Genomic DNA, 14,916 nt, shown 5'->3' with positions numbered 1-14,916 from the left:
ATCATATGCTTAAATTTTGCACTCATTAAGGCTTATTAAGCATTTCCTGTAATTCTATTTTATATTTGCATAAAAAAATAGTATGTACCATTTGTTACACACTATTTTTATTTCTATATTTCAATTATCAATTTTCAATACTCAATTATCAATTATCAATTTGGAAATCTTTAAGTTTTGAATAATTCTTTTTACAACATATATATGTTAATTTTCAAATATCTATTTAATCAAATAATTCAGCTTCTAATCCTTCAATATCAAGAATATTAATTGTGTTTCTACTAAACTCAATATAATTTAAATCTCTTAGATTCATCAGTTCTCTTGACAAAGAAGGTCTCGGGATACCCATTGTTGATGCGATTTCTTCTTTGCTTTCTTTCAATTTAATACTTTCACTTTTTTGCACCGTAGCTTGTTCTAAAATATAATTAATCACCCTATGCTTAATACTTTTAAATGCAATACTTTTTATTTTAGAATTTAGCATGAATATCTTATTGCTTAATGTAGCCATAAAATTCCCCAAAACTCTTTCATCTATAGTACATAATTTTAATATATCTGATTTACTTATATAAAGTATTTTACAATCATTAACTGCTATAATAGTAGCTGGGTAATTAGACTTATTAGAAAAGACTAAGGCTTCCCCAAAAACATCCCCATTAGATAATCTTTTTAAAACAATTTGTTTTCCACTCAAATATATTCTTTGAATTTCTACTACTCCATCCAAAACAAAGCCTAAGCTGCTGCATTCATCTTCCTCATTGGCAATAACTTCTCCTTTGTGATATTTTTTTAAAGAATATGAAATATGTGAAATAAGCTTTTCTATCTCATTAAAACTAAGATTCTTGAAAAATTCGTTTCCTTCTAATTTATTAAGCATCTCATCCATATGTATTTTCCTCCAAAATTATTTTGGCTATATTTATTCATTAATAATTTTTTCTTATTATATCATTATTATATCACTCAAAACAATCTCATATAATAATAAAAACTATGAGTTTTTATTCCCATAGTTTTTATTATTACCTTGTATACATTAATTTACCTTTATGCCTTATCTTTCTAAGTTCTTGATATCCTTCCTATAGGTTTCTATAGTTTCAACTTCTGTGTTGTTATTCTTTATTGTCAAGATAGATTCTTTCTCCTCAGAATATTGTGATAAATCATTTTTTTCATTAGAGTTTGGCGGATTAGAAAAATCTCTAACTATAATGGTATCAATGTTATCATTTTTGCCTATCAAAGCATTTCTTATTTCCTGTTCTGAGAACAAGTCTTCAGGTACTAAATCAACCTTGAACTCCTCATCTTCAATAACTTTTCCATCTTTTATTTTTTTCAAATAGTAATGACTTTGGTATTTGAAACTGTACTCAATTATACGTTTCAGCTTCTTTTCCTCATAGTCATAAATTAGATTTTCTTTGTAAAGTATTTTCTTATACTCATCTACTGTTATTTCAACAAAAGCCTTATGTTTTTTCTTACGTTTTGTTGTAGCCGACGATGGAGTTGTAACAACTGCTGGCGGTGTTGTAATCACTGCCGGCGGAGTCGTGATTACTGCTGGTGGTGTAGTAGGAGGAACCACTATTACTGGTATAAGTGCCTTAGTCTTCTGAGTCACTTCATTACTCCATTGGCTTTGTCCAACTATTCTCACCTTAAATTTATAAGTAGTATCACTTGATAAACCAAGTTTCTTATAAAAATTTATAGCCCCAACAACAGTAGTTGTTGTATTTCCATTAACTTGAACTTCATAGTTTTGACCAGTTTCTGCATTCCATCGTATTTCTATACTATCTTCTGTATAATCTCCAACAGTAAGAATTGGTGCTAGGAAATCATCAGTTTTTTGACTTATATAGCTATATTCTCCAAAATTATTTACTCTAACCTTATAACTATGAGTTTCTCCTCTATTCAAACCATTATGTAAGTAAGTAGTAACATTATTCACATTAATCCACGTTGAATTTCCATCAATCTCAACTTCATATTTTATTGCTGTATCAGTTGTACTTCCAACTGGATCCCAACTTAATCTTATGCTATTATCTGTGGCTGTTGCATTAAGATTTGAAGGTTTTACATAAGCAATTGAATTTCCATTTGAATCACTTATTGGTGGATTTATAGCTTGTACAAAATTACCAAGAACAAGATTTCCATTAACAATATTATTTGAATTATCAGTGCTATTTGATATTAATATACCACTAGGACAAGTGTTAGTATTGTTTAAATAGTTATTACCAATACTTGAATTACTAACCTTTGAATCCAAGTAAATAGAAGCCTCTGTTCCAGCTGCCCAAGGATGCGATAAATTTTTATAAGAATTTAATATTCTATTGTTTTCAACTATTAAATTCTTTGATTTCAAAAGATATACTCCATAATAATCAATGTTACTAATATTATTTCCTGTTATTATTCCACCATCAGAATTATTTATCTCTATCCCAAAATAATTAGTATTGTCTACACTATTATTCATTACTTCAATACCTGTGTAAGTATTATTATCTGCTGAATCACCAACTACTGCAATTCCAGAATCATGTGTATTAGAAATAGTATTATTTCTTACTTTAACATTATTACCGGATAATATAACCTTAATTCCTCCCTTTTGGGAATTGTCGAGCGTATTATCCTCAATCACAATATTATTTGATTTTGATACATTTATACCAACATCATGTGATTTATTCACTTTATTATTTGATATAATTCCACCAGATACATTATTTATTTCAATACCAATATATTGAGTAGTGTCTATAGTATTATTTTTCACATTAATTCCACTGTATGTAGTATTTACTCCACTATCTACAACAATTGATATTCCTGCTTCTGTTGTATTTTTTATATTATTATTATTTATAGTAATATTATCTGCAGATAAATTCACTTTTATTCCAGGTTCTTCATTAGAATTTTGAATACTATTATTATTTAAATTTAAATTGTAGCAATGATATGCATACAAATCAGATCCATAAATATCATTACCTGTAATAATACCACCTTCCTGAAAATAATAACTAATAGCTTCGTGTTTTGTAGCTGAATTAATTACCGTAGAATGAATTTCATTATTTTGTATAGAATTTCCATAGCTTCTATTTCCATCATCCAATCCATAAAAAGCAATAGCTGAATTTGTATTAGAACCATAGATTTTGCAATCTTTTATAAGAACATCGTGGACACTCAATCCATTTTGTGCATGGATTACTTCTTTTCCAACGCTTCCATCTATATATAAATTTGAAATTTCAATATCATGTTCCGAAATAGCAATAGTTTTAGCGCCAGCATTAATTTGATTTAAAATTGTTCCCGCATTTGATTCACCATAAATCTTAATTCCTGGCTTATTTATGATTATTGAATCACTCAAATTATATGTTCCATTTTTTATATAAAACTGTGTTTTACTATTATTGGTTATTTCATAATTAATATAATTATTTAAATCCTTAGATGCACTGCTCAAAACACTTGCATCAATTGTTACCCATGACGAATCACCAACAGTAGCATGTACTTCATCAAATATCAGCCACTGACTCATAAACATAAATATTAATATAAAGCTAATCCCCCGAAATTTTGCACTCACCCCTAATGCTCCCTTCCCCTAAATACATAACACATCTGTCATTTCAAATTTCATCCTACAATATTTGGAAAATAATTTAATAATTAGTTAATTAGCATAAAAATTTGATTTAAACTATTGTGTAATTTTTTGTTTTCTTTGCATTTTCCCCTCATAATAATATAATACTACAATATTATCATATAAAAAAGAAGGTAGAACAAATTTCTACCTTCTTTTCACATTATCCTTTCCCACCATATTATACACTTTTTTCTTTTTTAATTGTGTTTAAAAGTAATTAGAATATCTCTTAAGAACTTTTGAAAAAGGCAATCCAATTACTGCTCCAATTACAAGTTGAGTAATATCCCCTGGTATAGATGCTATTGGTGCAACCCAATTACCATAAATAATAACTTCAGAAATATAATATCCTGCTATCATCCATACTCCAGCTATAATTACTGAAATAAGATTCCATGTAAAATTATTTCCTTCTCTTCCTCTTCCCCAAGAAATAGTACCTATTATATACCCCATTACACCTCTAATAATGAATGTAAATGGTGCCCAAACAGCCCATCCTGAAGATAAATCAAAAAGTGCCATTCCTATAGCACCTGCTATAGCACCCTTTTGTCTTCCAAAGACAATTGCTGTAGTAAATAACATTACATTTCCTAAATGAACTAATCCTCCACTAGCCATTATTGGTAATTGAATTTGAACAAAAAATGTTGTTACAAACACTAATGCTGTTAATAATGCTGTTTCTACCATGTCTTTTGTCGTAAATTTACTTTTTGTTTTATTTATTTCCATAATGTTGCCCCACCTTACTATTATTATATATTATTCATTGATATGCTTATTAAATAATTCAACCAAATTATGCTCACTGCTAAAACCCAAATCTTTTAATCCATTGTCTATTATATTTAATGCATATGTAAGTTTTTCTTCAAATGCATTTTCTCCCATATGTCCTATCCTTAAAATAGTGTCATCATATGGTTTTAAAGATGTTATTATTAAAGTATTATAGTTACTTAACATATGCTCTTTTAATTTCAATGCTCCTATATTTTCTGGTATTTTAACAGCTGTTACTGTATTAGAATATCCATCTTTTAAAAATAATTCTAATCCATATTCCTTAACCGCCTCTCTAGTTGCATTGGCTATTCTTGAATGTCTATTAATTACATTATTGCTTCCTTCCTCTAAAATATTATCAACAGCAATGCTTAACCCCATAATATCACTAATTGGCATAGTATAAGGAAACCACTTATCTTTATAATAATTAGACCATATATTTAGATTACAATAAAACCCTACAATAGGCTTTTTTCTATCCAGCATTGACTCTTTAGCTTTTTCACTAATACTAACAATAGTCAATCCCGCTGGAGCTGAAAATACTTTTTGTGATCCACCTAATGCTATATCAATTTTCCAATCATCAACTCTTATTTCTTCTCCTCCCATAGCTGAAACAGAATCAACTACAGTTATAATCCCATATTTCTTTAGCATTGGACATATTTTAGATAAATCATTTAAAACTCCTGTTGGTGTATCACAATGAACTATTGTTGCATATTTAAAATCATGATCTATTTCTAAGAATTCGCTTAATTTTTCTACATCTATATTTTTGTTGTAATCATCTGAAAAATATACCCCTTCTCCTCCATAGATTTCAACAAAATCTTTAAAACCTCTTCCATAAATTCCATTATCCAAAACAAGAACTCTGTCTCCAGGCTCAGTTAGAGATGCACAGGCTGCTTCAAGTCCTAATATGCCTTCTCCACTTAATATATAAACAGGATTCTTTGTATGTATTATCTGCCCTATCTTATCACAGGTGTCTTTATAAAACTCTACAAATTCTTCATCAACATCTGGATTTGTAGTTATTTTAGCTCTCTCTAATCTAACATTTTCCCTCACACTCGTAGGGCCTGGTGCATATACAAATTTATTATTCATCAAATCTCCCTCCTTTCTTATTAAATGTTTAATATAAATAAAATATCATATAAATCTATAACAGTAAATTGTACGGATACAATATTAATTTATAAATTGAATACATTGTTATTCCATGTCTGCTAACTCAAAAAATTAGAACTATATAAAAAATGCTGTTAATTCTAAAAAATTATAATTAACAGCATTTTTAATAATTTAATATTTAACTAATTTGAAAATGTTTGTGTTCCCATATATTTTTCATTTCCTTTAATTACACCTATACCAACTTTAGTATATGATGCATTCATCATATTTGCTCTATGGCCCGGAGAATTCCACCATTGATCAAATAATTCAAATGGATCGTAATTATTGTATGCTATATTTTCTCCTGTTGTAGTATATTTATAATTAATAGCTTCTAACCAGTTTGTCCATTTTTCTCCGATAGGCGTTGTATGATCAAAATAATCATTTTGTATCATATGATTACTTTTATACCTTGCTATCTTTACCAATGTATTGTCCAATACTAACAATGGTAATCCTGCTTCATTTCTTTTTTGATTCATTAACTCAAGTATTTTATTTTCAGCAGCTTCTTGTATACTTATAGAATAATTTTGTGGCAGACTTGGTAATTCACTTATATCAACTAATTCACTGCCTCCGTATACTTCTTCTTTGTTTTTACCTAATTTTATAGAGGTTGATGTGTTAATTGAATATTTATTTTCTTTTAACTCACCAGATTCGTTTAGATAATATACTTTACCACCAATATTTATATTTCCAATTTGCATTGCTCCTGAATTATCAGTATAATACCATTTACCATTGTCTTTTATCCAACCTATCTGCATCGCTCCACTCGAATCTAGATAATACCATTTCTCTTTATCTTTTATCCAGCCTCTTTCCATTGCTCCAGTTTTATTTAAGTAATACCATTTGCCATCATTTTTTATCCAACCAGTTTGCATTATTCCTAAATTATTCATATAATACCAAGTTCCATTATCACTAACCCAATCTGTTTTCATCTTCCCATCAAAATTAAAATAATACCAGGCTCCTGAAATTTTCATCCATCCTTTAACAACTGAATTTCCATCCGTGTAACTTAGTGTTTTATCATAATTTTGCCTCCATTCGGCTGATATTCCCAATGGTAATAAGGTAGTACTTGTTATACTTAAAACAACAGCGATAATTATCTTTTTTAAAAATGCTTTCTTCATTAGCTTTCCCCTCTTTTTTGATATTTCAAACTTTAAATAGCCTTATACAATCGTTTTCAAAGAAATACAAACTCTTTAACTTGTCCATATTTTAATTTTACCATATTTTCGACATTCTTCAACACATTATAGCTAGTTCACTAGTTGTAAAATTTATGGTTACTCATGAATATAATGTTTTATATGGTTTATTATTCAATAAAATAAGTAATTTTTAGTTTTCTTAAAACAATATCAATTGGGATTTATAATCATATATTAAATACATATAATATTACAAGAGGCATTAAGATGTATCATAGAGGTGATTTTCATATACACTCAACCTTTTCAGATGGTAAACATACTCCACAAGAAATAGTTATGCTTTGCAAGAAAAAAAATATAGATATTATTGCATTAACTGACCATAATACTACAGCTGGTATCGATGAAGCTATTTTAGTCGGAGAAAAATTTGGTGTTAAAGTCATTCCTGGAATTGAACTTTCTACTTCGTATAAAGGGTCTAAGGTTCATATATTAGGCTATTTTAAAGATGATAGTTATAAAAATGAACTTTTCCTTAAGATATTAAAAAACATAAAAGATCATACAATTTCACCTATTAAATCGTTATTTAAAAATGATATTAAATTTTACGATTCAAAGTATAAATTATATGTGAAAACAGGAATTGATATATTAAGATTTTTTGGTGCAATAGTTGTTTTAGCACATCCAGTCATTTTAACTAAAGCTAATTTCAATGATATTATAGAAATGAATTTTAATGGTATTGAAGCAAAATATTTTAGTAATACAAATGAAGATACTGAATACTTCATAAAAACGGCATATACTAAAAATATGATTTATACGGCTGGTTCAGATTTTCATAGTCTTGATACTAATAAGAAAACTCATGGAATAATTGGAGATGTCTATCTCAATGAAAATGAAATAAGCAATTTTCTTATTACATGCGAATTGCCCTATTAATAAAGTAAATACCTATTCTTGAATTATAAAATATTACTGCAAAATAAAAAAATCGCAGGCGACTGTGGAGCCGGAGATTTTTTTTACGCATCTGCCTTTTCGAACGTATGTGAGAAAAATGTGCACCTTAGAAAGAGCAGCTATGCTGCATATAAGAACATTTTATGCAGGCGAATATGATTTGTTTTTTATTCTTTTCTTATACACAACTAATTTAAATAGCATTTCTTATATATTATCAAAAGATTCTGCTGCATTATAAATTCCTAAAGAATAAAAAAAATTAGCTATTGTATAGAATAACCTATATATAGCTAATTTTATTAATTATAACACTTCATTACTACTACATCCCAATTTTTAAGCATACATTCTGCTATATCTGAATCATACATTATCCCTTTATTTTTTCTTATTTCATCCTTACATATTTCATCACTTATTGATTTTCTGTACGGCCTATCGCTTTTCATTGCATCTACTGAATCACAGACTGCTAGTATCCTTGATTCTAATGGGATTTGATTTTCTTTTAAACCATCAGGGTAACCTTTACCATCCCATCTTTCATGATGATGCAAAACTATTTTTGAAACCTCTTCAAAGTATCTTGCTTTACTTAATATAGAGTATCCAATATTTGAATGTCTTTTCATCATCCGCCATTCATCTGATTCAAGTCTTTCTGGCTTATTTAATATGATATCTGGTATTCCAATTTTTCCAATATCATGAAGATCTCCAGCGATATACATAAGCTCCAATTCTACTTTACTCATTCCTAAAAGTTCTCCTAAAACATAAGCCATTTCTGCTACTCTAGTTGAATGATTATAGGTATAAAGATCCTTAGCTTCTAATGTTGCTACCATTGTGTTTAAGATGTCATGATTCATATAATCATTATATTCTTCTAGCATTTTTACACCTCGTAAATATTTTTTTCTATATCATATATTACCATATTATTAGCATTGTTGAAATAATTAATAATGAAAATTAATTCAAATTTAACGCCCTTTTCAAAATATATTAATAATACAAAAAAAATAGAGAATAAATCAAAAAATAATTTATCCTCCAATAATAAATTGACTATTTTCTTATTTTTCTCACAGTAAATTTTACTATTTCATTTATTACTATTATCATAAATGCCAAACCTAATACTTTAAGCCACATTAATGGTGATAATGCTACTGAATTAAAGAATGTAGTAAATACTTGTGTGAAAATAATTTGAGCTATTCCTGTAATAATTATTGTTTTAATTGCTATAGTATTTTTTAAAAAATTAGGAATTATACTATCTAACCCAAATTCCCTACAATTAAACGCATTAAATAAAGCACTAAATGCAAACAATCCAAAAAGAACAGTTTCCATTTCATTAGCAGTACCAATTCTGTTTGTAGCTGCACCTAAAATATTGTATTTCATTTGTATAAACAAAATTGCTGCAACATATACTGCATTTAAAACTATGCTTGTAATCATAGTTCTTGTAATTATACTAGAATCTCTATCTACAGGTTTTTTATTAAATACATTATTTCTAATTGGCTCTAATCCTAAAACTAAAGCTGGTGGTCCATCCATTATTATATTTATCCACAATAATTGAATTGTTGTAAATGGCATTTCAAAATTTAAAATCTGAGATATAATTGCAATTAAAAATGCAATTATATTTACTGTAAGCTGAAATTGTATGAACCTTTGGAAGTTTTGATATACTCCTCTTCCCCATTTTATTCCATGAATAATTGTTGCAAAGTTATCATCAGTTAAAATTATATCTGCAGCACTTTTTGAAACTTCTGATCCTGAAATCCCCATTGCTATACCTACATCAGCTTTTGTTAAAGCTGGCGCATCATTGATTCCATCACCTGTAACTCCTACTACTTGACCATTTCTTTGAAGTATATCTACAATTCTCATTTTTGTTTCTGGTTTACTTCTAGCTACAATTGCTATATTATTAATTTCTCTTTGCAATTCTTCATCACTTAATGTATCAATATACGTTGCCTCAACTGCTCTTTTTCCATCAGTAAGCATTCCAAGGTCGTTTCCTATTGCAATTGCTGTATTTATATTATCTCCAGTCAACATTTTAGTTTCAACTCCAGCCTTTTTAGCTGTTAAAATAGCTTGCGTTACATCTGGTCTTAATGGATCTCTTATTGCTACAAATCCGCTAAATATTAAATCATTTGCACCTTTTGATAATTTTGGCTTTAAAATACTGGCTTCATTAGTAATTGCAGCTTCAGCTTCCATTTCTTCTGCGACTCTAAATCCAAACCCTAAGATTCTCATAGATTTAGCTTGAAATTTATGAATTTCATTTTTAATTTCATTTCTTCTTTCTTCTGTCAATTCTATATATTTATTATCTATTACTTCTTTTGAAGCATTAGATAATATTATTTCTGGCGCTCCTTTTACAAGAACCACATCTTTACCTTTTATTTTAATAACCGTTGCCATAAATTTATTCTTAGAATTAAATGGTATTTGATGAATAACCTCAGTTTCTCTTCTTTCCTTTTTATAATCATACTCTTCTAAATACGAAAGTAATGCACATTCCGTTGAATTTCCCAAATAATTCCACATTCCATCTTCAGAACTAATATGAGCAGTTGAATTTACAAGACAATTTTTTATAAAATAAGCATCTATCTCATTTTTATCATCAAAAAACTTTCCATTTAAGTAAAGACTTTCTACCGTCATTTTATTTTGTGTTAATGTTCCTGTTTTATCAGAACAAATTACACTAACTGAACCTATAGTTTCACATGCTTCCTTTTTAGTAACCAATGCATTAATTTTTGCCATTTTCTGCATAGTAATCGCTAAAGTCATATTAATCATTGTTGGTAGCCCTTCTGGTACAGCTGCTACTATTAACGCTATGCATACAACAAAAGCAGTTTTTATAGGATCTATTGAATCTAAAAATGCAATTATCCCTGACATATCTACGCTTAGCTTATCGGCTAAAACCATTTTTGTTACCATGAATATAAATAACACTCCTGCTATAACACTAGATATTTTAGTTATTATCTTTCCTAAATTACCCAGTTTTCTTTGAAGTGGAGTTTCTTCTTCATCTATTTGAAGCTCTTGTGCTATTTTTCCCACTTCAGTGTTATCTCCAATACTGGTTATAACCATAGTAGCTTTACCATATGCAATTAATGTTCCCCCAAACCCCATATTTATCTGCTTCGCTGGAATTGGATCTTGCATCTTCTTAATCCCATTTGACTCTATTTCTTCCATTTGGACTACAACATTAGAATCTTTTTTTACATCATCAGATTCTCCAGTTAGCATATCTTCTCTTACCTTCAAATCAATTGTTTCAACAAATCGTCCATCTGCTGGTATCATATCTCCTGTTTCAAGATAAACTATATCTCCTGGTACTAGTTCACTTTTATTAACCTGTATTACTGAATTATTTCTAAGTACCTTTACAACAATATCTTCTGTCATTTTAGCTAACGCTTCAGCTGCTTTTTTAGATTTTCCTTCAGTAATAATTCCAATAGTTATTCCTATTGCTACAGCACATACTATACCAATTGAATCATAGATTTCTCCAATTATTCCACTTACTAAAGCTGCCACTAAAAGAATGACCATCATTGGTTCCAATAAAGCATTTTTTATATCCTCAAGTATACTTCCTTGTTCTTTACTAGTAAATTCATTTTTTCCATACTTCAAATTTCTTTTTTTAACTTCTGAGTCATTTAAACCGCTTTCTAAATTTACTTCTAAATTTTCCAAAACCGACTCTATATTTTCATTAAAATATTTCATTGGTTAACTCCTTTTGTAATTTTCTTTAATTAATTAAACTTTATCTAAACATAACATTTACTATTTTAACATAAAATTAAATTGAGCACATATAAATAAACACTTTAGATAACATTTATTTAGCTTCTCTTTCATCAGTTATCTGAACTATATTTAATAATTCCTTACCATAAGCTTCTATCTTCTTAATTCCTACCCCTCTAATTTCTAATAATTCCTCTATTGTTTTAGGTTTACTATTAGATATAGCAATTAAACTAGTATCTGAAAAAATTATGTATGGTTTTATTCTTTCTTTATAAGCTTTCTCTTTTCTCCATCTCTTTAAGGCTTCAAAGAGCTCCTTATTTAAAAGAGGTTCCCTCTTATCTAGAATTTTCAACACTAATTTTTCTTGACTCTTTAATAATTTCATTGATCTAGCATTTAGTTTTAGCATGGAATATGTTCCTTCTTTTAAATCAACATACCCTTCACTTAGTAAATTTTTAATTAAATCTTTTATAAAGCCACTATCGTATTCCTTCATTATTCCATATGTAGTAAGCTTATCTAAGTTATTTTGAATTATTTTAGGGCCCTTAAACCCCTTTAAAATATCAACAAGAACTGATACTCCATACTTTTCCTTAGTTCTAAAAACTGTTGATAATATCATTTGACTTTCTCTTGTAAAATCTTTTAATTCATCATCATTTAAACAGTTGCTACAATTATTACAATAATTCAGTTTACGTTCATTACCAAAGTAATTTAATATATATTTCCTATAACATTCTTTTAAATTACAATAATCAATCATAGCTTGAAATTGCCTAAGTTGAATTTCTCTTCTTTTTATTGACGAACTTTTATTTATTATGTATTCGACTCTACTTATATCCGCTTCACAATAAAATAAATAACAATTGCATTTTTCTCCATCACGTCCACCTCTACCTATTTCCTGATAATAAGATTCTATATTTTGTGGAAGTGTAAAGTGAACAACAAACCTTATATTGGACTTATCTATTCCCATTCCAAAGGCATTAGTTGCTATAATTATATCTATATTTTCATACAAGAAATTTTCTTGATATCTTTCTTTTTCTTCATCCTTAAGTCCACCATGATATTTTCCAACATTATAGCCTAAATCTTTTAAATAATAATAAAGTTCATCTACTTCTTTCCTTGAAGCACAATATACTATTCCTGCTTCCCCTTCATTTTCCCTTATTATATCTTTTAATATCTCAAGCTTATCTACTTCTTTAAGCACATTAATATTTAAATTTTCTCTATTAATATCACCCCTATATACATAAGGATTTTTAAGTCCTAAAAGTTTTATTGAATCTTCCCTAACAGCTTCAGTTGCTGTTGCTGTAAAGGCTGACAGTGTAGGTTTAAATTTAAGACTGTCATAAAAATTAGAGATTTCTAAATAACTCTGTCTAAAATCATGTCCCCATTGTGATACACAATGAGCTTCATCTATTACAATTTGTGAAATATATAAATCTTTAATCATATCTTTGAAAATTTTAGATTCAAGGCGTTCTGGAGAAATATATAGTATTTTATATTCTCCCATTGCTGCTTCTATTAATATTTTTTTTATAGTATCTATACTTTGTGTGCTATTAATATAAGTTGCTTTAACTCCAGCACCTATAAGATTATCTACTTGGTCTTTCATAAGTGAAATCAATGGTGCTATTACAATTGTTATACCTTGAAGTATTATTGCTGGTATCTGATAACAAATTGATTTTCCAGCACCTGTTGGCATAAGGCAAAAAGTATCTATACCATTTAAAATACTATTCATTATTTCAAGTTGACCTCTTCTTAAAGTCTCAAAACCATAATACTTTTTTAAAGCATAAAAAATCTTTTGCTTATTATCCATACTAATTACCTTTCTAAACTAATACTGAAATTAACCTTAAATTTACACTTAATCATTTAATTAATAGTATATACCAGATTTTTAGATTTTTAAACACACTATATAATAGCTAACTTTTTACCATTGAAATCTAATTAATAATACATGAAACAGACAGCTAGTATATAAAATACTAACTGCCATACTTTAATGTTTTAATTCTTATTTTAATATCTAAAACTTATCTCCAAATTAATCCACATAATAATTCAAATAGTTCTAACAAATTTTTAGGATTCTTACCAGTTAGGTTGTTAATTCTCTCCAACCTATAATTTAAAGTATTTCTATGTATATTTAATTTATTGGCAACACTACTAATATCTCCATTTTCCTCAATATATGCTTCTATAGTTTGAATTAATTCTAACTTATTTCCTGCTTTATCTAGATTGGACATTAACGAAACTAATTCCACCTTATTTGCATGTGCTAAATGAATAATAAATTTCAATTCTTCATAATTATAGACTAGGCTTGCTGGCTTTATCTTTGCTCCAAATTCCATTGCTAGTTCAGCATTTTCCAATGAAATTGCTGCAATAACCTCCATTCCACCAATACTAATCTTATTTACTTCATTATTTCCTTTTAAATCCTCTAATAGTGATTTATATATACGATTAGATGTTGTAAAGAAAGCCATTCTATTATTAATCTCATTATAATGTGAATACTTCTGACATAAAGTTTTAAATTTATGTTCATTTATATTTCCTTCTACAAGAATAACTTGGCACTTTTTTGTTAGATCAAGTCCATAACTTTTAGCTCTTTCGTGAAATTTATCATCATATATAGTTTTTCTATGTGCTAATTCATGATAAAACTTCTGCATATTTAATCTTTCATTTTGAACCTCTTCGTCAATTTTTGCTTGCTCAATCAACAAAACAGCTGTTACACGTACTAATTTACTAAATCTTCTTACCTCATCTGGATGTCCTGTAATCCCTATGACTCCTATTACTTCTTCATTAAATATAATTGGTTCATTTACTCCTGGTTTCATTTTCTCATCTTCAGCATAAACTTCATTTATATGCTGATTATTTATAGCATTTTTGGCTCCTTCATGAATATTTCCAATGCGGTTTATATCACCACTTCCTATAATTACTCCATTTTCATCCATAACATTTATATTGTAAGGAATCACATCCATCATTTCTAAAACAATCTTTTGTGCTATAGTTTTTGATAATTTCATAATTCTTCACATCCTCATTAATATTATTGATATTATAACAAATATAAATTAAAAGTGCGTTTAAAAATCAAACGCA

At 28.1% G+C, this 14,916-nt stretch carries 11 protein-coding genes; 2 read left to right on the top strand and 9 right to left on the bottom strand.

Translation table 11 applies throughout. From position 1 onward, the window contains the following. Positions 1-226 precede the first annotated feature (226 nt). The 5 genes from CSPA_RS04210 to CSPA_RS04190 form a co-directional block, all read right to left on the bottom strand. A complete protein-coding gene (locus CSPA_RS04210) occupies positions 227-907 on the bottom strand; it encodes a Crp/Fnr family transcriptional regulator (protein WP_015390964.1) in 681 nt (226 codons plus the stop codon). Positions 908-1,075: 168 nt separating this feature from the next. Continuing rightward, positions 1,076-3,613, bottom strand: a complete 2,538-nt coding sequence (locus CSPA_RS04205; protein ID WP_241427130.1) for a right-handed parallel beta-helix repeat-containing protein — start codon at positions 3,611-3,613, stop codon at positions 1,076-1,078. A 318-nt stretch (positions 3,614-3,931) separates the two neighbouring features. Beyond that, the gene (locus tag CSPA_RS04200) at positions 3,932-4,465 is read right to left on the bottom strand and encodes an ECF transporter S component (protein WP_015390962.1); all 534 of its coding nucleotides are present in this window, start codon (positions 4,463-4,465) and stop codon (positions 3,932-3,934) included. A 30-nt stretch (positions 4,466-4,495) separates the two neighbouring features. After that, complete coding sequence (locus tag CSPA_RS04195; RefSeq protein WP_015390961.1) at positions 4,496-5,641, bottom strand: pyridoxal-phosphate-dependent aminotransferase family protein; 1,146 nt, start codon at positions 5,639-5,641, stop codon at positions 4,496-4,498. Positions 5,642-5,850: 209 nt separating this feature from the next. After that, entirely contained in the window at positions 5,851-6,867 is a 1,017-nt protein-coding gene (locus CSPA_RS04190; RefSeq protein WP_015390960.1) for a CAP domain-containing protein, read from the bottom strand. A gap of 291 nt (positions 6,868-7,158) precedes the next feature. Here CSPA_RS04190 and CSPA_RS04185 point away from each other — a divergent pair, with 291 nt between their 5' ends. Continuing rightward, a complete protein-coding gene (locus tag CSPA_RS04185; RefSeq protein ID WP_015390959.1) occupies positions 7,159-7,848 on the top strand; it encodes a PHP domain-containing protein in 690 nt (229 codons plus the stop codon). Positions 7,849-7,957: 109 nt separating this feature from the next. Then, complete coding sequence (locus CSPA_RS29675; RefSeq protein WP_157228425.1) at positions 7,958-8,110, top strand: hypothetical protein; 153 nt, start codon at positions 7,958-7,960, stop codon at positions 8,108-8,110. A 61-nt stretch (positions 8,111-8,171) separates the two neighbouring features. Here the strand turns inward: CSPA_RS29675 and CSPA_RS04180 are convergent, their stop codons facing one another. The 4 genes from CSPA_RS04180 to CSPA_RS04165 all read right to left on the bottom strand — a co-directional run bounded on the left by CSPA_RS04180 (position 8,172) and on the right by CSPA_RS04165 (position 14,840). Beyond that, positions 8,172-8,768, bottom strand: a complete 597-nt coding sequence (locus CSPA_RS04180; protein ID WP_015390958.1) for an HD-GYP domain-containing protein — start codon at positions 8,766-8,768, stop codon at positions 8,172-8,174. Between the two features lie 175 nt (positions 8,769-8,943). Beyond that, a complete protein-coding gene (locus CSPA_RS04175; RefSeq protein WP_015390957.1) occupies positions 8,944-11,694 on the bottom strand; it encodes a calcium-translocating P-type ATPase, PMCA-type in 2,751 nt (916 codons plus the stop codon). 115 nt (positions 11,695-11,809) lie between these two features. Further along, a complete protein-coding gene (recQ, locus tag CSPA_RS04170) occupies positions 11,810-13,591 on the bottom strand; it encodes a DNA helicase RecQ (protein ID WP_015390956.1) in 1,782 nt (593 codons plus the stop codon). Between the two features lie 220 nt (positions 13,592-13,811). Continuing rightward, positions 13,812-14,840, bottom strand: coding sequence for a CdaR family transcriptional regulator (locus tag CSPA_RS04165; RefSeq protein ID WP_015390955.1), 1,029 nt, complete (start codon positions 14,838-14,840; stop codon positions 13,812-13,814). Between the last annotated feature and the right edge of the window lie 76 nt (positions 14,841-14,916).

The organism is Clostridium saccharoperbutylacetonicum N1-4(HMT) (assembly GCF_000340885.1).
Classification (GTDB): Bacteria; Bacillota; Clostridia; order Clostridiales; family Clostridiaceae; genus Clostridium; species Clostridium saccharoperbutylacetonicum.
Note: the sequence above shows the minus strand (reverse complement) of the source record. Positions and strands in the feature narration are given on the sequence as shown.

Bases quoted from the DNA above. Each gene is read 5' to 3' on its own strand.
- CSPA_RS04210 (WP_015390964.1), bottom strand. From the start codon at position 907: ATGGATGAGATGCTTAATAAATTAGAAGGAAACGAATTTTTCAAGAAT.
- CSPA_RS04205 (WP_241427130.1), bottom strand. From the start codon at position 3,613: ATGAGTCAGTGGCTGATATTTGATGAAGTACATGCTACTGTTGGTGAT.
- CSPA_RS04200 (WP_015390962.1), bottom strand. From the start codon at position 4,465: ATGGAAATAAATAAAACAAAAAGTAAATTTACGACAAAAGACATGGTA.
- CSPA_RS04195 (WP_015390961.1), bottom strand. From the start codon at position 5,641: ATGAATAATAAATTTGTATATGCACCAGGCCCTACGAGTGTGAGGGAA.
- CSPA_RS04190 (WP_015390960.1), bottom strand. From the start codon at position 6,867: ATGAAGAAAGCATTTTTAAAAAAGATAATTATCGCTGTTGTTTTAAGT.
- CSPA_RS04185 (WP_015390959.1), top strand. From the start codon at position 7,159: ATGTATCATAGAGGTGATTTTCATATACACTCAACCTTTTCAGATGGT.
- CSPA_RS04180 (WP_015390958.1), bottom strand. From the start codon at position 8,768: ATGCTAGAAGAATATAATGATTATATGAATCATGACATCTTAAACACA.
- CSPA_RS04175 (WP_015390957.1), bottom strand. From the start codon at position 11,694: ATGAAATATTTTAATGAAAATATAGAGTCGGTTTTGGAAAATTTAGAA.
- recQ (WP_015390956.1), bottom strand. From the start codon at position 13,591: ATGGATAATAAGCAAAAGATTTTTTATGCTTTAAAAAAGTATTATGGT.
- CSPA_RS04165 (WP_015390955.1), bottom strand. From the start codon at position 14,840: ATGAAATTATCAAAAACTATAGCACAAAAGATTGTTTTAGAAATGATG.